Here is a 24,386-nt window from a genome sequence, read left to right on the forward strand (position 1 = left end):
TCTATAAATTAACCTACTGTTTAATTTTCAAAGTTCTTTATAACAACTTATTTGCTGTTATTTTTCGTCCTTGTCTTTCGGACAAGTATAACTATATCATCTTAAATTTATAACGTCAATACTTTTTTAAAACTTTTTTATAATTTTTATATTTAATTATAAATTTACGCTATACTTGTCCATTAAATTTACTTTTTATGCATTAATCTTGATATATTTTCATACTCTGTATGTAAGTTACTGTCATAATTTAATTTAGCTGTAATATTAACTAGATGTCTATTTTTATTATGGTTTACTTTTACATTATCATATCTTGCATCGTCAGAATTATCTTTTAAATAGTTTCTTAATAGCTCTTCTCCTGATTTATTATCTGCATTATCATATATATTAAAATAAGCAGAGTCTGCAACTTCAATAGATAAGTTGTAGCTACCATCTTCTAATTTATTTCTTTGCGCCATTATATTATCCATTTTATTTTACCTCCTAAAATAATATTCTTTTTTAATTTTTCCATAATATTAATTTTTATTATATTTTTTATAATTTATTTATATAAAAAAGCCATATAGAATATATATTTCAATTAATATATATTCTATATGGCTTTTCTCTAATAATAACTTTCTCTATCTCACTCATTTACAGTCATACTCTTATACATGATAAGCTGCATTGTATACATTTTTTGAATCCTTCTTTAGCCCTAACATCTACAACTAATAATTCTTTAGTGCTATTTATTAATTCTCCTGTCTACTTTTCATTTATATTTTTATTCACCTTCTATAGGTACATTAAATTGTGTACTTTTTATATGCTACTTAAAATATACTAGATTCTTATTTTTAACAATAAATCTTATTGATTCATTCTCATTAAATAAATCCTCGTTGCAACTAGCTTTTAATATACTGCCTTTGATTTTTAAATCGTAATGTGTCCTATCTCCTGAATATCTCTTTTTTACTATAATAGCTTTTGTTCCATATTCATAATATATACTACGTATATCTATATTTTCCTTTGGTATCATTAATTCTATATTATTTATATTTTCTTTATTATTTAAATTAATCTCTATAATATCACTTTTAAATACTCCATTTTCTATATTTCCTCTTATATAATTTCTTTCACCAAATATATTTGCTACATTTTTACTTATTGGATTTTCATATAAGTTTTTTGGTGTATCAAATTGTTTTATCTCTCCATCTAACATAACAGCTATTTTATCACTCATTATTAAAGCTTCTTCTTTATCATGAGTAACTAATATTGTTGTTATATTCTTTTTTCTTTGTATATCTAATACAAACTCTCTCATTTCATCTCTTAAATTTATATCTAAATTAGAAAAAGGCTCGTCTAATAATAATATCTCTGGCTCTACTGCTAATGCTCTTGCTATTGCGACTCTTTGCTTTTGACCGCCTGATAACTCTGATGGATATTTATTTTCATAATTATTTAATTTAACTAAGTATAATAGTTCTTTAACTTTAGAATCTATATCCTTGTTTGATACTTTCTTCATTTTTAATCCAAAAGCTATATTTTCATATACATTCATATGTGGAAATAATAAGTACTCTTGAAATACTATTACTGCATTTCTTTTTTCCGGAGGCAAATTTAAAACTGATTTATCATTAAATAATATATCCCCCTTATCTGGATTTAATAAACCTGCTATTAATTTTAAAGTTGTGCTTTTACCACACCCTGATGGACCCAATAAAGATATAATTTCGCCTTTATTGATATCTAAACTTATATTTTCTAAAACTTTTGTATCATTAAAATACTTTGTCATATTAACAAGCTTAACGTATGACATAATCTTCTCCCTTATAATTTTTTAATCTAATTTATAATTTATATTATCTTGTTTGTAGTACTTGTTAACAGTTAATTCAATAAGAATTAGTACTAATAAACTAACAAGTAAAAAAACTATACTATATAATGCTGATATTGTTCTGTCACCACTTTGTATATAAGGAAACATAATCATAGGATATGTTGTTATTACTCCACCGCCTATAAGTAGTGTCAAAAAATACTGACTAAATGATATTATAAAACACATACTAGATGCTCCGATTATACCTGGCATTAAAAGAGGTAAAGTAACATATCTAAATATACTAAATTTGTCTGCTCCTAGAACTTTAGCTTGTACGTTATATTTGTTTCCTAATATTTTATATACATCGCCTATAATTCTTACTGCATATGGGATGCAAGGCAACAAGTTGATAATTATCACTCCCAATATATTATTCGCAATTCCTAATTTTATAAATATAATATGTATTCCCATTGCCACTGATATTGTCGGAACTATTATCGGAGACAGTATCAGTATTTCTATGATTTTTTTACCTTTGAATTCATATAAGCTTAATGCATTTGCAGCTGGTATACTTATTAATATGGTTATTGTTACAACCATCATTGATATTAATATACTATTTAGTAATACCTTAACATTTTTCATATTTAGTATGTATTCAATCCCTCTAATTGAATAGTTTTTCGGCATTAATTCTGGGTATGCCCATGCATTTGTAAAAGCCCATATAATTAATATTAAAATTGGAGATATTAAAATTATAATACTTAAATCAATTATTAATCTTTTTAAATTTCTCTTCATAGTAATCACCTAATATCTATCCTTATATATCTTTGAAAAAACTTTATTATATATTAAAAGCATAAAAATACTTACTCCAGATAATATAACATTTATACTCATAGCAATTGGTCTTTGCATTAAATCTGAACTAGAATAACTTATATACGCTTGTACTGATAAGGCTTTTGGTGTAGATGGACCTATTAAAAAGGGAACTTCAAATGATCCAAAAGAAAATGCAAACAGTATAATAAAAGACGATATTATACTAGGTATTGCCAGTGGTAAAATTATAAATCTAAAAGCCTGAAACTTATTGGCCCCTAAATTTATAGCTACATTTTCTAAACTCTCGCTTATATTTTTTAAAATATTATAAGCAGTTATAATTACAAACGGTATTCCCTTCCATAAATATACAAGAATTATTCCTATACCATTTTCGTCTAGTACTAATTGTGTAAATTCTGATGAATCTTTTATTACTCCTAGATTATATAATATCCTTGATAAGATTCCGCTTTGAGAAAAAATCATAAATACTATAATAACTACTACTATATGAGGAACTATTATAGGTAAATTTAATAAATTTACTTTTAGTTTTGAGTACTTATTTTTAGATAATGCATAAGCTAGTAATGCACCTACTACTACACATATAAAAGATGATATAAAAGATATTTTTAAACTAAATATAAGAGATTTTAAGAAAGTTTCATCTCTTAAAATCTCTTTATAATAATCTAATGTAAAATTATTAAGTCCTATACTTGGAATATATCCTATACTTTGAAAAATACAATTTAATATTCCTACCCCCATTATTAATATAACTAATATACTAATTGGAGCTAGTAGTAAATATGGCTTTAATTTATTTTCCACTTTCTAAAACCTCTTTAATCCATATTTTTTCTATTATTGGAACTAAACCTGCTTTTAACTCTGGCAATGAATTTTCTATTATTATAGATTTACTAAACTTTGATTTTTCTTCTTTTTTCATTTTTTCTATATCTAATACAGTTGCATCTCCCCAATTTTCGCTATCTGACTTAGAACTTTGCGCATCTATGCTCATTAAGAAATCTGCTAAAACCATAGCACCAACTTGATTTTGAGAGTTTTTAGGTATTGCTAAGAAATGAGTATTACTTATATTACCTTTATCAAATTCTAGTATTTCTGTATCCTTGCTAAATTCTCCACTTTTAATTCTATTTAAAACTCCATTTGGTGAATATGTCATATTAAAATAAACTTCATTATCTAAATACATATTATCTAATTGAGATGAAGTTTGAGGATATGTTTTTCCTTTATTCCATAAATAAGGCTTTATTTCATTTAAGTAATCCATTGCTGGTTGTATAACTTCTTTTACCTTAGCTTCATCTTCTGGAAGATTTTTTACTTTTTCATATCCTACAATATCATATATTACATTTCTAACAAATGCACTTCCCGTGAAATCTGGTAATGCTGGGTATGTAAATTTACCTGGATACTTTTTAACTATTTCTTTTAAATTCTGAGTATTAGCCATCTTTTGAGACACTTTAGATGAATTTTTCATTATAGCAAATTGAGCTTTGCCCCAAGGTGCTTCCATACCATCTACACTCGTTCCAAAATCAGTAGTTATATCTTTCGATTCTCCATCTATATAATTATTAAAATTTGGAAGTTTAGCTGTAAAAGGTCCAAATAATAAGTCATTTTCTTTGGCTGTTTTAAAGTTTTCTCCATTTATCCATACTAAATCTATTACACCTTTTGAGCTAGCTTGTTTTTCTGATAATAACTGATTTAATATATTATCTATATCCATACCTACTCTTTTTACAGTTATATCATATTTTTCTTTCATTTGAGGTATTGCATATGTATCAAACCACTTATTCATTACCTCATCCCCACCGTATCCGTAGAAATTCACACTACTTCCTTTTGCACTTTCTAAAATTTCTTCGTAATTGTTATTTAGTATGTTTTCACTACTTTTAGTTTCTTTATTTGAACACCCTACTAAACTAATTGTAAGCAACATACATAATACTAATGTTATTATTTTTTTCATATTATTCTCCTTAATCGAGTATTTTTTTAGCTTCTAACACCCTTTGAAAAGCTGTTATTAAAATCATAATTGAAAATATATTAGTTATTATAGGTAAATAACTAGGTAATAAAATCATTAATGAAAACATTATAAATCCTTCACTTCTTTCAGCTACTCCAGCCTGGTAATAAAATGACTTCATACCTTTTTGCTGCGTAAGCGCTCCTACTGTTAAAAATATAGTCATGGATAAAATAATACTAATAGCTAATATTATTAAATTCATTCTTATATCTATATGTCTAAATCCTATAACTAATATAATTGAAACCTCTACTATCCTATCAAAAGTTATATCCATTAAAGTCCCAAAAGAAGAGGTTTTATTTGTTTTTCTTGCCATAGCTCCATCTACTGCATCTAAGTATCCTGACACCCATAATAGTATCACTCCTATAATCTCCATATCAAAGTATAAAAATACTGATGTAAGTACCCCTAATATTAGAGCTAATACAGTAACATTATTTGGAGTTAAATTTAGCTTTATAAAAAAATTAGCTCCACTCTCTATAATAGGATTTACATATTTTCTCGCATGAGTATCTAACATTTATTCCTCCTGTGCTTTATTTATATTATTTTTTATAAATTTCTTTTTTAAAATCATTGATATAAATATAAGAAGTATTAATGCTGAAATAGAAATATAAAAACTACTACTTCCTATATTTAAAGCATGTGCACCTATATTAGTAAACACAAGTATTCCTGGTACTGTACCTAAAAATGTAGCCAATATAAAATCCTTATATTTTACTTTAGTTAAACCCGCTCCATAACTTATGACATCAAATGGAAATAAAGGTATTAGCCTAAGTAAAAATATAATATAAAATCCATTATTATTTATTATATTTTCTATATTATCTAATTTATCTTTTGTAAATTTTTTTACTATATTTCTCCCTAATTTTTTTGAAATATAAAAAGATATAGTCGCTCCTATTAATGCTCCTATTGCTGTATAAATATACCCCTTATATAATCCAAATAATAATCCCCCAGATATTGCAAGAATAGAATCTGGGAACAGTGTAAGAGGTACTAATGCAAACATTATAATATATATAATTGGAGCGAAAGTTTTAAATGAACTTACATAGTCTTTTATATCACTTATACCTATATCCATCTTAAATATCTTATATACAATCAATATAAATATTATAACGAACACAATACTTATAAAATATTTTAACAAATTATTTTTATTTATCTTCATATTAAATACCTTTCATTATTTTAATACTTTCTTAGCTTTTTTTATCCCCTTGTATCTCGTTTTCCATTTTTCAATAGTGGATTTTTTATCTTGTGTAAATTTTATTTTATCTAGAACATCTTGATTAAACATAAAATCTAGTATATGAAGAGTATTCTTATCTACACTTAACATCGATTCACAACAAGATTCACAATAAGTAACTATATTATCACTTTTAGCTTCATTAGCTCTTTTTTTAGTTTGATTCATTGCTATTTTTGGATTAGTAACTCTTATCATCCCTCCAGAACCACAACACTCACTTTTATCTTTATTTTTATTAAATTCAGCTACTTTGACTCCTAAATCATTAAGTATATTTCTAACGTAATTATGTATATCACCTTCATCTCTAATAGGACATGGGTCATGAATTGAAAATACTTCTTCTATATCGTTATAGTATCCTCTTAACTCATTAGGTAGTTTATACTCTATAATTACCTCCCACAAAGTTTTTACAACTATGTTTTTGCTATAGTTTTTTATAGTTTTAAAGCAATTTGGACATGCTACTATAATTTCATATATGTTATTTTCATCAATTATAGACTGTAGCTTAGAATAATAATTATTAAACTTATCCATATCTCCCATAGATAAGGTTGGCTTTCCACAACATCCAAATACTAAAGATATATCTTTTATATTTGATTTTAAATAGTCATATGTTTTTAAAACTATATCATCGCTATAACTTGACAAGCTACATCCTGGAAAGAATATTCTTTTACTTTCCTTTTCAATAAATTGTTTTGAAAATACTGGAGAAAAGCTACTACTTTGATGGATTTTTACTGTTTTATATCCAATATTATCTACCTCTTTATGATTCTCTTTAAATATATCTTTCCTTATATTATAAAACATTGTATTTAAATCTATATCCTTTGGACATTTTATAGTACAAACATTACATAACATACATGAATAAGGTATATTTTTATCTATACTCTTTTCATTTATAATATCTGTTAATAATTCTTTAGGAGAAGAACTGTAATCTTTCATCATAGGACATGAGTTAAAACATATTTTACAATCAACACAATTATTTTCATTATCTATAATCTGGGTTAATCGTTTTTCATCTAAATTTATTTTCTTCATATTGCACCTCCATCTTCAAAATAGAAATTGTTGAAAATTAAATAGATTGATATATTATATCAATCTATTTAATTTGTAATATTTAATTCTGTTTAACTTGTCCATCGTTATAAACTTTTTTAAGCATATAAATAAATATGCTTATAGCAAATAATGTGAGTATTCCCATCATCATTAATTTAACTCCACCAGTTAACATACCTCCTACATAAGAATAGACTATTGTAGCCGGAAGTTGTCCTAATCCTGTAGCTATAAAAAATGATATAAAACTCATTGATGTTAAACCTGCTGCGTAACTTACTAAATCAAATGACATAAATGGTAAAAGTCTAGCTATTAATATTGTATGTTTTCCGTATTTATAAAAAAATTCGTCTACACTCTTAAGTGCAAACTTGCTTGTAAATTTTTCAACTGTATCCCTGCCTAAAAATCTAGCTATATAAAAACATAAAGCTGCTCCTGCCATGGCACTACTCCAAGATAGTATAGCTCCCATTACCCAACCAAATAATGCTGCGTTAGCAAAAGTTATAACAAATGAAGGAAGTGGAGCTGCAACTGATTGTAATATCATAAATAAAAATGATATTACTGGTGCCCAGGCTCCAAAAGATAGTATATATTCTTTTAATCCTTCTAAATCCAACCTAACTAAATAAGATATAACTAAATCTACAGTTCCTTTAATATTTGGTAAAAATATATAAATTAATATACACAATAATATAATTCCTAGTGTTATCCAAAATGAAATTAACTTTTTACTGCTTTGTTTATTTATAACAATTCCACTCCTCTCATTGACTTTATATAAAAAATGCCTAAATTTAATTATATCAAATATTTTATAGGTCATTTTATAGATTATATCTATATATAAATACATTGTTATATATTTTCTCTATTATATAAAAAAGAACGCCAATTGGCGTTCTTTTTTATATTCCACCATCTGTAAATACTACTGTTTTTGCTTGAGGTCTTATACTACTAATACCTGCATCTTTTATTGATTCACTATTAATATCACATCCTAAAGATACCATCATAGTAGCTTCAACAAGCATCGGCAAATTAGTTCCACAAAGTACTTCTAAATTATTATGTTCTAAAGTCAATTCACTACTTACTTTAAAAGGTGTACCTCCTACTAAGTCAGTAAATATATATACATTACTATCAGCTTCTTTTACAATGCTTTTTATTTCTTCTTTTAATTTTTCTGGAGATTTTTCCTCTGTAAAATCAACTGGCTTTATAAAGTTATGATCTCCAACTATTAAGTCCAGGCTAGTTTTAAGTCCAGTCCCAAACTTCCCATGTCCTGTTATTATAATCATTAGTATCCTCCTAGAATTTAAATACTCCTATATATGCTCCTATTAGTCCAATTACTACTAATATTAATATATTAACTAATGGAGACACATTCTTCTTAACTAATCCATACATACCAAATGTCACTACAAGTGGTAATAAACAAGGCATTATAGAATCTAATATAGATTGTATGTCAATTGTTCCAGACATACTTAAATGCTCCGGAGTAACTAGATTTATACCTACATAAGAAGCTATTAATGATCCAACAACTATCATACCTAATATTGTAGCTGCTCTTGTGAACTCTTTAGCATTTTTAGTAAGCTTAGTTATACCTTCAACACCAACTTTGTAAGACCAATGCATAAGTCCAAATCTAAGACCTAAGTGAACCACATTAAACATTACAAAGAATATAATTGGTCCTAATATACTACCTTGAAGAGAAAGGTTAGCCCCTATTCCTGCTGCTATTGGAAGTAATGTAAACCAGAATATCGCATCCCCTATACCTCCTAAAGGTCCCATTGCTGCAACTCTTAGAGCACGTATCGTTTGAACATCTGCTTTCTTTTGCTCTAAAGATATTATTATACCCATAACAAATGTTATTAAGAATGGATGACAGTTAAAGAACTCCATATTATGTTTCATTGAAGTTGACAAATCATCTTTATTTTTGTGTATTTTTTTAAGCCCTGGAAGTATAGAATATAACCATCCACCAGCTTGCATTCTTTCATAGTTAAATGATGCTTGTAAAAACATAGATCTCCATGCCATTTGATTTAAAGTTTTATTGTCAAGAGTCTGTGCTTCAGTCTTATCAATATATTCTCTTTGACCTCTCATCATTTCTTCTGTATTAGATGCCATCTCCTATACCTCCTCCTGTATTTTTAGTTTTCATACTTACGTGGAAGTCATAAACTGCTGCTGCTATACCTACCATAGCTACTGCTAATAATGGTAATTTTCCATATGCTACTAATACAAATCCTAATACCATAAATATTGCGTATTCTTTACTCAACATAACCTTAAGTAACATTGCAAATCCTAGTGCTGGCATCATTTTACCAGATGCAGTTAATCCATCCCAAACCCATAAAGGTAATACTTTTGTTAAAGTTTCTCCTATCGCTTGACCTGATAGTAATCCAGCTAAAACTATTAACGCAAAAGATACTGCTAATATTCCCATAGCCATATAGTTTACTTTATCTACTCCTCTTGGATTAGCATTATCAGCTGCTTTATCACATAATCCCATTAAAGGTGACATTACTGTAAATAGTGCTGTTACTGCATATTGACCAAGTAATGCAAATGGTATTGCAAGTGGTAATGCAGCTGAAGTATCAAGTCCTGATTGTATTGCAAATACTGTTGCCATTATTCCACCTATAACTGCATTTGGTGGTTGTGCTCCACCTACTGGCATTGCCCCTATCATCATAAGTTCATAAGAACCACCAACTATAAGACCTGTTTGTAAATCCCCCATGATAGCACCTATTATTGGCCCAACTATTATAGGTCTATATAAAGACTCTAAGAAGTTGAACTGGTCTATTGCTGCTATCATTGTTACGATTAAAATAAGACCAATTTGGATAAAACTTAATTCCATAAATACTTACCCCCTTATTTGAATAATTCATCTATATTCTCAGAAGATTCACTTGGAACTCTCCTGATTTCTAGCTCTACTCCTAATTCTCTAAGGCGCTTAAATGCAGCTACATCTTTATCGTCTACACACACAGCTTTTGATACTTGTCTTTTTCCTTCTGCCATATGCATATTTCCTATGTTGACTTTTTTTATAGGCACACCACCCTCAACTAATCTGACTACATCTTGTGGATTTTCACATATTATAGCTATGTGTTGAGCCTCACTTGCTCTATCAATTATATTTATAGTCTTTTCTATTGAAAAATATCTTGTTTGAGCAAAACTCGGTGCTGCCATATCCATAAGTCCCTGTCTAAATTCATTAGTTGAAACTTCATCATTTGCAACTAATAATAAATTTGCTCCAACGCTTGAAGACCACATTGTTGCTACTTGACCATGGATTAATCTGTTATCAATTCTTGTTAATACTATATTTGGCATAATCTCCACCCCTTGTTAAAAATTATTAGAAAACATTTTCTTTTTTTATATTTCCTTACTTTTTATAACTTAATTGTAGTTATCTAGTGAATGAATGTATTTATAGTTTCATTCTTCTGCTTTATAATTTTGCGTTAACTATTTAAGTTATTTAAGTTATGTAATCATTGAATTACTTTAATAAATTATATGAAAGTAATTTTGACTTTATAATAAAAATTTGACTTTATAATAATTTTTTTTAATTTAAAAGAAAAAATAGATCCATTTATAAAAAATAAACAAATTAAAGAGGGTATCCTAAAATACGATACCCTCTTTCTATCATAAGCTAAAATTAATTATTTAAATAAGTTAGCTTGAATAATGTAGATATACCTAATGCCCCAAGTAGTACTTCCTTTTTCATACGTAATATTTTCCCTTCAAAATTAATTAACCCAAAATTAAATATATATTAAAGTTTTTTATAAATTAAAGTTTTTTTAAATTTAATTTTGTATCTCACTAGTAAAACTATATAAGTAATTAAAGAAATTATCCCAACATAGAAAACTTCATTCCAAAAACTCCTCACTCTCAATACAGGTCTATAATCTATTCCAACTTCAAAACTTCCCCTTTTTCCATTTTTATTTGAAGACCCTATGTCAGTACCCCTTATAGCTATAGATTGAGTTTGATTTGAATTATCATTGTATCTATAAACAGGTTTCTTATCTGAATCTGAAGTAATCTCTAAATATCTTACATATTTAAAGTCTTTATCTTTTAATATATTTTCAATTTGCTTTTTATATGTTTCTGGCTTATCTATTCTTTTATCAATTCCTAATTCATAAATCTCTCCACGTATACTATATTGTATATACTCTAATTTATCAATTAATTTCTTACCATAAACCATAGTTGCAAGACCTACTATTAATGATATTATAAAAAAATTTCTAAATATATTTATGAATTTTTTATTTAATTTTTCATTATCCTTTTTACTTTCATTAAGAGCCTTATGTAAATCCTTTAACATCTCTGTTCCATCATCAAATTGGTTTATAGCTTGAAATTGTGCATCTTCTTCTGAGTATCCCTTAGCAATAAATTCATTAGTTGATGTCACTAAATGCTCTTTTAATTCTTCTTTTAATTCTTTTATTTCCTTGCTTTTATCATTTGTATATAAAGAATTTAAATATTCATCTATTATTTTCATATTTTATAACCTCCCCTTTAAAAATTGATTCATAATATTTTGTACAAAGTTCCATTCTTTTACCTTTATATCTAAAGCTTCTTTTCCTTCATCAGTTATATTGTAATACTTTCTTCTACTCCCTGCTCCTTGTTCATTTCCCCAGTAAGATTTTATCAATCCTTTAGATTCAAGCCTTTTAAGAGATACATACATTGTTCCATCTTTTAATTCAAAAGTTGTTTTTTCCCTGACTATTTTTGCAATTTCATAACCATAAGAGTCCTTTTCATCTAAAATTGCTAATATCAAAGTATCTATATGACCTTTTAAAACTTCCTTGTTCAATTCCATAATATCACCTCCTTATATTTAATACCTCACTATACGATGTAGTTATATAAATATAATAAATTATAATACCTCGTAATGCAATGATAAATTTTATTAGAATATATTTTCAAGCTTTACAGTAAAGGAAAATGATATAAACTCCAACTTCAATTAATATTATTTTTTTATAAAACTTCAATATGGATATAAGTATTAAAATGAAAATTAAAAGAGTAAAAAAATACCCAAATTAAAATTCACTTTAATTTGGGTATTTTTTATTTATTATATTTTAAGATGCTTCGCCTTCTTCAAACTGACTATTATATAAATCATAATAGAATCCTTTAGCCTTTAGTAATTCTTCATGGCTTCCTTGTTCTATTATATCTCCATCTTTCATTACTAAAATAACATCCGCATTTCTAATAGTTGATAATCTATGTGCTATTATGAAACTTGTTCTACCTTTCATAAGATTTTCCATAGCTTGTTGTATTAAAACTTCTGTACGTGTATCAACTGAACTTGTTGCTTCATCTAATATTAATATTTTAGGGTCTGAAAGTATAGCTCTAGCAATTGTTAACAATTGCTTTTGTCCTTGAGATATATTGTTTGCTTCTTCATTAACTTCAGTTTTATATCCTTCTGATAAAGTTTTTATAAAGTGGTCTGCATGTGCTAATTTAGATGCTTCTATAACTTCTTCATCTGTTGCTTCTAATCTACCATATCTTATGTTTTCCATCATACTACCATTAAATAACCATGTATCCTGTAGTACCATACCAAACATATCTCTTAAATCATTACGAGTAAAATCTTTAATATCATGACCATCTACTAATATTTTACCACTATTTAATTCATAGAATCTCATAAGTAGCTTAACAACCGTTGTTTTACCTGCACCTGTAGGTCCAACTATTGCAACTTTTTGGCCAGGTTTTATCTTAGCTGAGAAGTCATTTATTATTATTTTATCTTTATCATATCCAAAATGAACATCTTTAAATTCAACTTCACCTTTTACATTTTCAGTAGATAAAGGATTAGTCGTATCTTTAGCTTCCTCTTCTTCTTCTAAAAATTCAAATACTCTTTCTGCTGCTGCTGCTGTTGCTTGCATAACATTAGATATTTGAGCTGTTTGTGCTATAGGTTGCATAAATGATCTTGTGTATTGTATGAAAGATAGTATATCCCCAACTTGGATAGTTTTCTTTATAGCAAGATATCCACCCATTATAGCTACTATAACATAACCTAGATTACCTATAAATGTCATTATTGGCATCATCATTCCTGATAAGAATTGAGACTTCCACGCTGAATTATAAAGTTTTTCATTTATATCTTCAAACTCATTTATAGCTTTTTCTTCTCCATTAAATGCCTTCATTATATTGTGTCCACTATAGATTTCTTCTACATGACCATTAGTACTACCTAAATATTCTTGTTGTTCTTTAAAGTATTTTTGTGATTTTTTTACTACTAACATTATAAATATTAATGAAAGTGGTATTATAACTAAACTTGCAATAGTCATACTCACACTTATTGATAACATCATTATTAACACACCTATAATAGTTGTAGCTGCTGTTATCATTTGAGATAAGACTTGGTTTAAGTTTTGACTTATTGCATCAACATCATTAGTCACTCTAGATAAAACTTCTCCATTTGTAGTTTTATCAAAGTAATTTAAAGGTAAATTATTAATTTTTTCTGATATTTCTTTTCTCAAATTATAAGACACTTTTTGTGATATATCTGATGTTACAAATGTTTGAACAAATGAGAATAATGCACTTATAACATATAATCCTACTAACATTGATAAGATTCTTCCTATATATCCAAAATCTATACCATTTCCTGATCCACTTATTTTATTAACTAAACCTTCAAATATAGCTGTAGTTGCATTTCCAAGTATCTTTGGTCCTACTATGTTAAATGCTGCACTACCTATTGCAAATATTACAACAAGTACCATCGCTATTTTATACGGTTTTAAATGTTGTATTAATTTTTTCATTGTGCCTTTGAAGTCTTTAGCTTTACTTACTCCTGCCATTGCTCCCATAGGTCCACCTGGTCCACCTGGACCCATTTTTCTTGAATTACTCTTTGGATTCATTTTATAATTCCTCCTTTGAAAGCTGAGACTCTGCAATCTGATTATATACTTCACAATTTTTCATAAGCTCTTCATGCGTCCCGATTCCTACCATATTACCTTCATCAAGAACTATTATTTGGTCAGCATTCATAATAGTACTTACTCTTTGAGCAACTATAAGCATTGTACTATTGTGTATCTCTTCCTTTAATTTTTTACGAAGAGCTGCATCAGTTTTTAAATCTAGGGCTGAGAAACTATCGTCAAATATTAGTATCTTTGGATTTTTTGCAAGAGCACGAGCTATAGAAAGTCTTTGTTTTTGACCTCCTGATACATTTGTACCACCTTGTGATATCTCTGTTTGGAATTTATCTGGTTTGTTATCTATAAACTCCATAGCTTGAGCTATATCAGCTGCTTTTTCTAATTCATCTTGACTTAAGTTTTCCACTCCATATTTTATATTACTTTCAATTGTTCCTGAGAATAATACTCCTTTTTGTGGAACATATCCTATTTCATCTCTTAATTCATGTTGATTTATATCTTTAACATTTACACCATTTACTAATACTTCACCTTCAGATGTATCAAAGAAACGAGGTATTAAGTTTATAAGTGTTGACTTACCACTACCAGTACTTCCTATGAAGGCTGTTGTTTCACCAGGCTTTGCCACAAAGTTTATATTAGTTAAAACATTATGTTCAGCATCTGGATATTTAAATGATACATTTTTAAATTCAACATTTCCGTATTCTTCTTTATTAAATCCTTTAGGATTTTTAGGGTCATCTATAACTACATTGGTTTCTAAAACTTCTCCTATACGTCCAGCTGATACAGATGCACGAGGTAATATAACTGATAACATTGTTAACATTAAGAATGACATTATAATTTGCATTGCATATTGTATAAATGCCATCATATCTCCAACTTGCATATTCCCAGCATCTATTTGGTGAGCTCCTGACCATACTATTATAACTGTTATTACATTCATAATAAGCATCATAGTAGGCATCATTAAAGCCATTATACGATTGACAAATGTATTTGTTTTTCTAAGCATTTCATTTGTCTCATCAAATCTCTTTTCTTCAGTTTTTTGAGTACCAAATGCACGAATAACTAACATTCCTGTAAGCGATTCACGTGTTACTAGGTTTAATTTATCAACAAGTTTTTGAACTATTTTAAATCTAGGTATTGCTAATGCAAATAATACACTTACAAATGATAATATAGCTACCACTGCAACACCTATTATCCATGCCATAGATGTATCCGTATTTAATATCTTAATTACTCCACCTATACCTAGTATTGGAGCGTAAAATACCATTCTAACTAATAAAACCATGAATGTTTGTATTTGTTGAATGTCATTGGTACTACGAGTTATTAAAGATGCAGTTGAAAATTTATCAAATTCTGTATTTGAAAATCCTACAACTTTTCTAAACACATCTTTACGAAGATTTTTACCCATTCCTGCTGCTACTCTAGCTGCTAAAAATCCTACAGTTACTGTTGCTGCCATACTTATAAGTGCTATACCCAGCATTTTAGCTCCTGAAGTAAGTATGTAATTAGTTTGTAGTTTTTCTGTGTCTATTCCAATTTTTTCATATTCACTTTTAACGTAATAAATTGATGATTGAGTTAACATATTTTCATCTAAATCTTCTAGTTTTTCATCGATTCCTTTTTTCATCTCATTTATTTGATTTTGTGGCATTTTAGGAATAATAGTCCATATATCCGTACCTTTTGGAACATTAGGTATTTTTCCTTCTTTATTTGCCATATCAAGAGCTGAAACTGTCATTATAGATTTACTCATTATAGAGTTAAGTTCATCTATTGTTTCTTTATCTTTTGTGTTTAAATCATAAATAGCTTTATCATCTTGTGATAAAACATAATTTTTTTCGATTTTACTTTTTTCACTATCTGTCATGAAAATCATAAGTTTGTTCAATTCACTTTTACGAATTTCTTTTGGTACTGCATTTTCTATACCATTTTGCTGAATACCAACATTAACAATTTTTGATGTATAATCTGGTAATGAAAGATCACATACTGCTTGAACAACTAAAAGTGCAACTACTGTTATAATTGATAACACAAATGGTTTTAAGTATTTAAGAACTTTAAACATTAATCATTCCTCCTCCACATTGTTAAATATTTTTAATAACTTAAATAACTTTAAATTATAAATTTTACAATTTAATAAAATTTGTTGTATAATAGTTAACATAGTTATATTTTTTAATAGTTATACTTTTTAACTATTATACTTTTTAAGTATATATGTTTTTAAAAAAAAGTCAATAATATATATATTATTTTCTTGGTCACTAAATTTATTCTATTAATTTATACTAATAAATGTCACTTATATTTTTTATGGAGGGTAAGGTAAATGAATGATACTAAGCTAGAAAATATAGTTCAAAACTTTATAACTATAATGCCATTATTCAAAAAAAAATTATTTACAAAAAATGATTGTAATCTTTCACCTGAAAAATTAAATCATTCTCATTTTCAAATAATGGCTGTTTTAAAGGAAAAAGGAATGTTGCCTATATCAGAAATTGGTAAAAAGCTACTAATTTCTACACCTAATATGACTAAACTTATTAATAAACTTATTGATGAGGAAATGGTGGAGAGAATTCCAGATAAGAAAGACCGTAGAATTATTAATATTGAGTTAACACAAAAAGGTCACCAATATCTAGATGAAAAATTTAAACATGCTAAAGATGCTTTAAAAGTAAGACTTTCAACTTTATCAGATAGTCAACTTATTAAACTTGGTACATCTTTAGAAAATTTAAAAGAGGTTTTAATGGAATTAAGCTCAGAAGAATAATTCTGAGCTTAATTTTTTACATTATTATTTATATCATTATTTTTATTATCTTTACTAGGATTGGATATATTATCCAACGCAGTAGACTTACCAAAATAATATCCAAGTACCATACTAAATATAGGTATAAATTGGTCTTGAGTTATTTTTCCTTTTATACTTAAATAACAAAAAACAACTGTCAATAATAATGCAATTGTTTTTCTAACGCTTGAAAAATGCGTCCATAAAGATTTTCCTGTATTTTGAGAATTTTTCAAATTTGTCACCTCTTCTAATACATTCTATTCTGGACTATAACGTAATGTGATTTATTTGTTCTTTATTCAACATTAAATACTGATATTTCGGGTATATTCATTAATCTAAAAGGTGATCTTGTATTCCCTAAACCTGAATTAACATATAACTTTGTTCTATCGTTTATTTCATAGAAGCCTTTCGTGTATTTTTCTCCAAATGGAGGTGTAATTATAGCTCCTATAAATGGAAGTGCTACTTGACCTCCATGGCTATGGCCAGCAACTGCTAGATCTATATTTGAATAGTCAAACTCACTAATTAAATCTGGCTCGTGTAACATTAATATATTTATATCATTGTTATTTATGTTTTTTTCTATAGATTTTGCATCTGGTTTCCCAAACATAACTTCATCTAGGCCTGATATAGTAATATTTTTATCTTTATTTATAGGAATAGATACTGTTTCATTTACAAGTATTTTAAATCCTGACTTAATCATTATGTTCTCATAATACTTATGGCCTCCACTACCATAATCATGATTCCCCCATACTGCATACTTACCTAGTTTAGAATTTATATTAGACATTATTGAAGTTACTTTATCTATATCTTTATACTGACTTACTTTATCAATTAGATCTCCCGTAAACAATACAATATCTGGATTTTGTTTATTAATTTTCTTTACCGCTTTTTCTAATTGACTTAAAGAATAAAATTCACCTAGTTGAGTATCTGTAAACTGAACTATTTTTATATTCTTCGCTTCTTTATTTTCATTAATATTAATATTATAGTTTTTAGCTATTAGCATATTAGGTTCTATCTTTGCCATGTAAACTAAAAATGATGTTACAATTACTAGTGTTATTAATATAAATGTAAAAATTTTTTTTATTATTTTCATATCTGTCACTTCTTTCTATTTTTGTATAATTACATTTTATACTAAATAAATTACATTTAGATTAACAATATAAATTGATTTAGTTAAAGTTTTGATTTATCCACAACTAAGACAAAATACAATATTTCCTAATATAAAAAACTACCCTTTTTAGGATAGTTTTGAATACGTTTTCACTAAATTGTCCACAATTTTCAGACTTATCTACATATTTTTGTTAATTTGTAAGTATTTATATGTGTTTTATCATAAATTTTATTACTTCTACTACTTCATATTCTATTAAACTAAATATCTTATGCACAACATGGCTTTTAGGAATATTTGCAATATCTTCTTCAATCCAAGTTCTTACTATAGTATCTTCACTAGAATCATACTCAATATTTAAATTAGGTGTATCAAAATCCTTTATACTAACTTTAAATATATAGCTTTTATCTTTTATAATATCACTATTTTTTTCTATGTATTCTATTATCATTTTTCTATTTTCAAATTTTGTTTCCATATTTGGCTTTTCCTCCTTAAGATTTATATTATACATTTTATCCATAAAATAGATATATTATAAAAATCTATCAACTATTTTATTTAGATGATACATTTTTTATTGGTAATCTAATGATGAATTCTGTTCCTTTATCTACTTCACTATTTACCATTATATCACCACCATGTAGTTTTACTATTGATTTTGATATAGTAAGGCCTACACCTATTCCACCTGTTTCTTTGCTTCTAGATTCATCTACTCTATAAAAACGTTCAAATATATAATTTATATCTTTTTCAGGTATTCCTATCCCATTATCTTTTATAGATATATTTATACTAGAATCCTTTATATAATTTTTTATTTTAATATCGCCATTAATATTTGTATACTTAATTGCATTAGATAATAAATTTATAATTACTTGAGAAAATTGCCTTTTGTCTATATAAATATATATATCTTCAAGATCATAATCTAATTTTATATTTTTTTCTAATCCCTTGCCTTCGTAATTATATACTATATTTATTATTAAATCTTTTATATTTATTTTTTCTTTTTCTAGCTTATTTTTTTCACTATCAAATTTAGCTAGATTTCTAAGACCTTCTACTAACTTTGTGATTCTAGATACTTCTTCATTTATGCTTACTAATCTTTCTTTTGATGGTTCCCATATTCCAGCTATTATGAGGTCTAAATGCCCCTTTATACTTGTTAAAGGTGTTCTAAGTTCATGAGCTATATCTGTAGTTAGTCTTTTTCTTAAATTTTCTTGCTCGCTTAGTTCATACCCTAACTTATTTATAGAATTTATAAGCTCATCAACTTCATCTATGTTACTTTTATAGTCTATAGTATCCCTATAATTACCTTCTTCTATATCTTTAGCCATTTTTGATACCTTAGCTATAGGATTTGATATGGATTTAGATATTATAAAAGATATAATTATAATACTTCCTATAGATATAATAGCTATAATTATAATTACCTTATTCATATCATGAAAAAATTCTATATCATTTTTCATATAATATGTAGATGCATAATGTCCTATATATGGATATCCAGCAATATTTCCATTGTCATCATAAACAGTAATTTCATACTCACTAAATTGATTATTCCAAGTATTATCTATACTTTGCATATTTTTACTTATTTCATTTAATGTTTCATTAGATAATACTTTTTCATCCTCAAATATACTCCATACTAATTTTTTATTTTTATCATATATTTCAAGAGCGATTCCCTTTCTAATAGCATCTTCTCCTAACGCTTTTATAGTTTCTATATCCCAACTATCATCTTTATATATATTCTTTAAATCAAAAATAAGGTGTTCTACTTCTGCTTTATTACTATCATCAACATATTTTCTAAACCCATTTTCAAAAGTCATAGCTACAAATACTTTTATAGATATAATAGTTAATAGCATTATAATAGTAAATGCTTTAATTATTTTTCCATTTATTGATTTAGTTTTATAATCCAAATTTGTATCCTACTCCATATACAGTTTGTATAATTTTAGGCTTAGAAGAATCCAATTCTATCTTTTGGCGTAAATTCTTTATATGACTATCTATAACTCTATCTATTTTTTCGTAATAGCTTTCAGTTGTATTTTCTAAGAGTTCTTCTCTTGTATATGTCTTTTTTGGATTTGACGAAAGCCTTAATAGTATTTTATACTCGGTAAGAGTAAGTACTATCTGTTTTCCCCTTACTTTTAATTCTGGAGAAAGTTTACTTAGTTCAAACTCATCTCCAAATTTTATTGATGATGTTTCCTTTGAGTCCAAACTTCTTTTCAAAATAGATTTAACTCTATAGACTAATTCTATTACATTAAATGGTTTGCAAATATAATCATCACAACCTAATTTAAATCCATCTATTCTATCTTCATCTTCTATTTTTGCTGTTAACATTATTATTGGAGTATCTGATTTTTTCCTTATATATTCACATATTTTTTCTCCACTTATATCTGGTAGCATTCTATCTAATATCACAATGTCATAATTATTATTATCAAAGTAATCTATTGCATTTTTTCCATCGTGTGAAATATCTGTATTATAATTTTCTACATCTAAACATGCTTTTATAAATTCACATATTTTAGGCTCATCGTCTACAAGCAATATATTAGCCATGTTATTATCCCCTTCCTAAAAATTAATTTTTCTCTTTCTCATCCCTACATTTAAAACTAGACCTAAACTAGCTAATGATGAAACCAAAGAGCTTCCTCCATAGCTAATTAGTGGTAATGTTACACCAGTAACAGGTATTAATGCCATTGTCATTCCTATATTTTGTATAATTTGATAGGTAAACATACTTGTTACGCCTACTATTATTAATGTGCCATAAAAATCTTTTGCCTCTCTTGCCATATTAATCATCCTTGTAATAAACATTATATATAAAAATATAATGATAGACATACCCACCATTCCAAGTTCTTCTCCTATAACAGCAAATATAAAGTCACTATCCTGTACAGGTAAAAAATTACTATTATTTTGAGTTCCATTATAAAGACCTTTACCTTTATGTCCTCCAGAACCAATTGCTATCATAGATTGAACTACTTGATAATTTCCTGGATAGCTTAAATCATCAGGATGTAGGAACGCCTGTATTCTTACTTTCTGATGTGGAGCCATAAACATATAAATTAAGGGTATTATTATAACTAATACTATAAATGCTTTTTTTATTATATCTATATTAAGCCCTGCTACAAATAGCATTCCAAATATTATACATCCAAATACTATTGTTCCTCCTAAATCCGGCTGTATGAGCATTAATAAAAGTATAGGCATAGCATAAATAATTACCGGAATTAATTCTTTTATTGTATTTAGCTTTCCTCTTCTTTTTTCAACTATTTTAGCATAACTTATGGTAAAAGTAATCTTTACCAGTTCAGATGTTTGAAGGTATAGCGGGCCTAGTTTTATCCATCTTCTTGAACCTTCCTGAACTTTTCCAAGTCCCGGAACCCATATGATTAACAACAATATTATGCTTGCCATATAAAAAGCTTTATAGTTTTTACCTAAAGTATTGTAGCTAATCATTAGTGTAACCAATATTAAAATAACAGCTAGTGAAAAAGCTATTATTTGCTTAATTATCTTGTTGTAATTCCCTGTATCTCTTGCATGCGTTGCACTACTTAAAATTATTATCCCAAATATAAATATTGATAATATACTAAGTATGAGTTTTAAATCTAATTCTTTTATTATTTTATATTTTTTAGTGTTCATATTTTCCCGTCTTTCTAAAATAAAAGCCTATGATAAAAGAATTTATACATAGGCTTCATTGAATTTAATTTATTATATTCCTAAAAATAATCTAGCTAGTGTAAAATATATAGTTAACGCAAATGCATCTACTATTGTTGTTATAAGAGGACTTGCCATTATAGCTGGATCTAATTTTAATTTTTTAGCTATAATAGGTAAAATACTTCCTACAACCTTTGCTATTATTACAGTAAAAAATAAACTTCCACATACAGTAAGTGTAATCATTATGTCTGTATTTTCTAAAAAATATATTCTTAAAAAATTAACAGCCGAAAGTATTGATGCTACTATTAAACTTACTCTAAATTCTTTATACATTACCTTTAAGTAATCTTTTGTACTTATATCTCCAAGTGCTAATCCTCTAATAATTAATGTTGATGACTGAGATCCGGCATTTCCACCAGTATCCATAAGCATCGGTATAAATGCAGCTAGTATAACTACTGATTGAATAACTTCATCAAATTCTTTTATTATTGAACCCGTTACAGTAGCTGATATCATCAAAACTAAAAGCCATACTACTCTATGTTTTGCTAATTGCAACACTGATGTTTTTAAATATGCTTCTTCACTTGGTTTTATAGCTGCCATCTTTTGAAAATCTTCAGTATTTTCTTGTTCAATAATATCCACTATATCATCTATTGTTATTATTCCTACGAGTCTTTCTTCTTTATCTACTACTGCCATTGAAAGTAAGTCGTACTCTTTAAATAAAGAAGCAACTTTTTCTTGATCTTCACATGTTTTTACACTTATTGTATTTTTATCCATTATATTTGAAATTAGAGTATCTTCATCACTTAAAATTAAATCTTTTATAGTAATAGTTCCTTTTAACTTTCTATAGTTATCTATTACGAAACATGTATCTATTGTTTCTTTATTTAATCCAGTTTTTCTAGTGTGATTTATAGCTTCTTTTACTGTCATTTCTTCTTTTAAATCAACAAACTCTATTGTCATTATAGAACCTGCTGATGATTCATTATACTTTAGAAATTGATTTATTAATTTTCTTTTTTCTATTGAAGTATTTTTAAGAACCTTTTTTACTATATTAGCAGGTAGCTCTTCTATTAAAGCTACCGTATCATCTAAAAATAACTTTTCAATTATTTCTCTCACTTCACTATCTGCAATTATTTCTACAATATATTGTTGAGATTCTTTATCTAAATATGAAAAAACCTCTGCTGATACATCTTTTGGTAATATTCTAAACACCAAAATTAAGTCCTCAGTTTCTAAGTCCATCATACGCTTTGCTATATCTACATGCTTCATACTTTGCAGATATTCACTTAACTCTATAATTTTATTTTCATGTATTAATACTCTTATTTTTTCTGCCATGATTTTCTCCTTATCAGAGTTCATAAGCATAAACTAAAATATATTTATATTAGATTTCAATTTACTTAAGTTTAGTAGTGATACATATGAACTCTTTAAAATATTTTATTTTTTGATACTTATTTAAATGCTGCCAACTATCATCCATAAGATCACTCTCCTTTTCATATTTTTCATTATATAAAAAAAGTATGGAGAAAATATGGATAATTGTTTTTATACTAAAAAAGCGTATTGATAAATTTATCAATACGCTTAAAATATTTTATTTAGTTTATATCTAATACAATTTCATTTATCACTGCTTTAGGGTCATTCATAACAAATTTAGGCTCTACTTCGTAATATTCAAAGTCTATAAATCTTTCTATTTTTTCTATATCTTCTACAGTTCCATCTATAACAAATAATACTGCCATTGATGACTTTATTTCTTCTATTGAAAGTTCATTTATTATATTAGAACCGTTTTGTACCTCAGTTCTTATTCTAACTCCTAAAGCTTCCCCACTTTCTCTAAGTGCACTTGCACATGCTTCATTTTCACATACTGCTACTATACTTTTATTCATATTTTTTCCCTCTCTAATCTATTATACTACATTCTATATTATCTTATTTTTGTCTTTATTAAGTCAATAACTATTATTAATAACTTACATATATTATGTAAATTATTTTATTTTCATAGCTAATAAAATAGTAATTATAGGAAAGAAAAAACAAAGTACTGCATATGGAGCATAAGATAAGCATGATACCCCTGTAACTAAACGTATAATTATTGAGTTAACGTTCCATGGTATAATCGGCACAATTATAATTCCTGTATCAGATATAGTTCTCATCAATATATTTCACC

27 protein-coding genes are annotated in these 24,386 nt (G+C 26.9%); 1 reads left to right on the forward strand and 26 read right to left on the reverse strand.

Features of this window, described 5'->3' with window-relative positions:
• Positions 1-188 precede the first annotated feature (188 nt).
• From JNUCC81_RS15725 to JNUCC81_RS15805, 17 genes are all read right to left on the reverse strand, one after another.
• Positions 189-479, reverse strand: coding sequence for a hypothetical protein (locus JNUCC81_RS15725; RefSeq protein WP_454094327.1), 291 nt, complete (start codon positions 477-479; stop codon positions 189-191).
• Between the two features lie 347 nt (positions 480-826).
• The gene (locus JNUCC81_RS15730) at positions 827-1,849 is read right to left on the reverse strand and encodes an ABC transporter ATP-binding protein (RefSeq protein ID WP_454094328.1); all 1,023 of its coding nucleotides are present in this window, start codon (positions 1,847-1,849) and stop codon (positions 827-829) included.
• Between the two features lie 21 nt (positions 1,850-1,870).
• Entirely contained in the window at positions 1,871-2,671 is an 801-nt protein-coding gene (locus JNUCC81_RS15735) for an ABC transporter permease (RefSeq protein ID WP_454094329.1), read from the reverse strand.
• A gap of 9 nt (positions 2,672-2,680) precedes the next feature.
• Positions 2,681-3,541 (reverse strand): ABC transporter permease, encoded by an 861-nt coding sequence (locus tag JNUCC81_RS15740; protein WP_454094330.1) that lies wholly within the window; start codon positions 3,539-3,541, stop codon positions 2,681-2,683.
• Positions 3,531-4,736, reverse strand: coding sequence for an ABC transporter substrate-binding protein (locus tag JNUCC81_RS15745; RefSeq protein ID WP_454094331.1), 1,206 nt, complete (start codon positions 4,734-4,736; stop codon positions 3,531-3,533). Before JNUCC81_RS15745 ends, JNUCC81_RS15740 begins: the two co-directional genes overlap by 11 nt.
• Before the next feature lie 10 nt (positions 4,737-4,746).
• Complete coding sequence (locus tag JNUCC81_RS15750) at positions 4,747-5,331, reverse strand: CDP-alcohol phosphatidyltransferase family protein (protein ID WP_454094332.1); 585 nt, start codon at positions 5,329-5,331, stop codon at positions 4,747-4,749.
• Positions 5,332-6,003, reverse strand: coding sequence for a TVP38/TMEM64 family protein (locus tag JNUCC81_RS15755; protein WP_454094333.1), 672 nt, complete (start codon positions 6,001-6,003; stop codon positions 5,332-5,334).
• A 15-nt stretch (positions 6,004-6,018) separates the two neighbouring features.
• Positions 6,019-7,155, reverse strand: a complete 1,137-nt coding sequence (locus JNUCC81_RS15760; RefSeq protein WP_454094334.1) for a (Fe-S)-binding protein — start codon at positions 7,153-7,155, stop codon at positions 6,019-6,021.
• An 82-nt stretch (positions 7,156-7,237) separates the two neighbouring features.
• Positions 7,238-7,882, reverse strand: coding sequence for a TVP38/TMEM64 family protein (locus tag JNUCC81_RS15765; RefSeq protein WP_454094335.1), 645 nt, complete (start codon positions 7,880-7,882; stop codon positions 7,238-7,240).
• Between the two features lie 217 nt (positions 7,883-8,099).
• The gene (locus JNUCC81_RS15770; RefSeq protein ID WP_454094336.1) at positions 8,100-8,501 is read right to left on the reverse strand and encodes a PTS sugar transporter subunit IIA domain-containing protein; all 402 of its coding nucleotides are present in this window, start codon (positions 8,499-8,501) and stop codon (positions 8,100-8,102) included.
• A gap of 10 nt (positions 8,502-8,511) precedes the next feature.
• The gene (locus tag JNUCC81_RS15775; protein ID WP_454094337.1) at positions 8,512-9,360 is read right to left on the reverse strand and encodes a PTS system mannose/fructose/sorbose family transporter subunit IID; all 849 of its coding nucleotides are present in this window, start codon (positions 9,358-9,360) and stop codon (positions 8,512-8,514) included.
• Positions 9,350-10,117, reverse strand: coding sequence for a PTS mannose/fructose/sorbose/N-acetylgalactosamine transporter subunit IIC (locus JNUCC81_RS15780; protein ID WP_454094338.1), 768 nt, complete (start codon positions 10,115-10,117; stop codon positions 9,350-9,352). Before JNUCC81_RS15780 ends, JNUCC81_RS15775 begins: the two co-directional genes overlap by 11 nt.
• A 14-nt stretch (positions 10,118-10,131) precedes the next feature.
• Positions 10,132-10,608 (reverse strand): PTS galactosamine transporter subunit IIB, encoded by a 477-nt coding sequence (gene agaB, locus JNUCC81_RS15785; RefSeq protein ID WP_454094339.1) that lies wholly within the window; start codon positions 10,606-10,608, stop codon positions 10,132-10,134.
• Positions 10,609-11,065: 457 nt separating this feature from the next.
• Positions 11,066-11,821 (reverse strand): permease prefix domain 1-containing protein, encoded by a 756-nt coding sequence (locus JNUCC81_RS15790; RefSeq protein WP_454094340.1) that lies wholly within the window; start codon positions 11,819-11,821, stop codon positions 11,066-11,068.
• A 3-nt stretch (positions 11,822-11,824) separates the two neighbouring features.
• On the reverse strand, positions 11,825-12,154 hold the full coding sequence (locus JNUCC81_RS15795; protein ID WP_208334558.1) for a PadR family transcriptional regulator: 330 nt from the start codon (positions 12,152-12,154) through the stop codon (positions 11,825-11,827).
• Between the two features lie 271 nt (positions 12,155-12,425).
• Entirely contained in the window at positions 12,426-14,285 is a 1,860-nt protein-coding gene (locus JNUCC81_RS15800; RefSeq protein WP_454094341.1) for an ABC transporter ATP-binding protein, read from the reverse strand.
• A 1-nt stretch (position 14,286) separates the two neighbouring features.
• Complete coding sequence (locus JNUCC81_RS15805; RefSeq protein WP_454094342.1) at positions 14,287-16,440, reverse strand: ABC transporter ATP-binding protein; 2,154 nt, start codon at positions 16,438-16,440, stop codon at positions 14,287-14,289.
• Positions 16,441-16,707: 267 nt separating this feature from the next.
• On the opposite strand from JNUCC81_RS15805, the gene JNUCC81_RS15810 reads away from it, so the two are divergent.
• Positions 16,708-17,163 carry a MarR family winged helix-turn-helix transcriptional regulator gene (locus JNUCC81_RS15810; RefSeq protein ID WP_454094343.1) on the forward strand — a complete coding sequence of 152 codons (456 nt, stop codon included), beginning with the start codon at positions 16,708-16,710 and terminating at the stop codon, positions 17,161-17,163.
• Between the two features lie 8 nt (positions 17,164-17,171).
• Here JNUCC81_RS15810 and JNUCC81_RS15815 read toward each other — a convergent pair whose 3' ends face one another.
• The 9 genes from JNUCC81_RS15815 to JNUCC81_RS15855 all read right to left on the reverse strand — a co-directional run bounded on the left by JNUCC81_RS15815 (position 17,172) and on the right by JNUCC81_RS15855 (position 24,372).
• On the reverse strand, positions 17,172-17,423 hold the full coding sequence (locus JNUCC81_RS15815) for a hypothetical protein (protein ID WP_454094344.1): 252 nt from the start codon (positions 17,421-17,423) through the stop codon (positions 17,172-17,174).
• Between the two features lie 62 nt (positions 17,424-17,485).
• A complete protein-coding gene (locus tag JNUCC81_RS15820) occupies positions 17,486-18,319 on the reverse strand; it encodes a metallophosphoesterase (RefSeq protein WP_454094345.1) in 834 nt (277 codons plus the stop codon).
• 232 nt (positions 18,320-18,551) lie between these two features.
• A complete protein-coding gene (locus JNUCC81_RS15825; RefSeq protein WP_454094346.1) occupies positions 18,552-18,830 on the reverse strand; it encodes a hypothetical protein in 279 nt (92 codons plus the stop codon).
• 79 nt (positions 18,831-18,909) lie between these two features.
• Entirely contained in the window at positions 18,910-20,322 is a 1,413-nt protein-coding gene (locus tag JNUCC81_RS15830) for a HAMP domain-containing sensor histidine kinase (protein WP_454094347.1), read from the reverse strand.
• On the reverse strand, positions 20,312-20,989 hold the full coding sequence (locus JNUCC81_RS15835) for a response regulator transcription factor (protein WP_454094348.1): 678 nt from the start codon (positions 20,987-20,989) through the stop codon (positions 20,312-20,314). The genes JNUCC81_RS15830 and JNUCC81_RS15835 overlap by 11 nt, the downstream gene beginning before the upstream one ends.
• Positions 20,990-21,004: 15 nt before the next feature.
• A complete protein-coding gene (locus tag JNUCC81_RS15840; RefSeq protein ID WP_454094349.1) occupies positions 21,005-22,117 on the reverse strand; it encodes an FtsW/RodA/SpoVE family cell cycle protein in 1,113 nt (370 codons plus the stop codon).
• A 72-nt stretch (positions 22,118-22,189) separates the two neighbouring features.
• The gene (gene mgtE, locus JNUCC81_RS15845) at positions 22,190-23,524 is read right to left on the reverse strand and encodes a magnesium transporter (protein ID WP_454094350.1); all 1,335 of its coding nucleotides are present in this window, start codon (positions 23,522-23,524) and stop codon (positions 22,190-22,192) included.
• A 269-nt stretch (positions 23,525-23,793) separates the two neighbouring features.
• The gene (locus tag JNUCC81_RS15850; RefSeq protein ID WP_208334549.1) at positions 23,794-24,096 is read right to left on the reverse strand and encodes a PTS sugar transporter subunit IIBC; all 303 of its coding nucleotides are present in this window, start codon (positions 24,094-24,096) and stop codon (positions 23,794-23,796) included.
• Positions 24,097-24,198: 102 nt separating this feature from the next.
• Positions 24,199-24,372, reverse strand: coding sequence for a Na+/H+ antiporter NhaC family protein (locus JNUCC81_RS15855; RefSeq protein ID WP_454094351.1), 174 nt, complete (start codon positions 24,370-24,372; stop codon positions 24,199-24,201).
• Between the last annotated feature and the right edge of the window lie 14 nt (positions 24,373-24,386).

The sequence above is a fragment of the Faecalimicrobium sp. JNUCC 81 genome, from assembly GCF_053667625.1.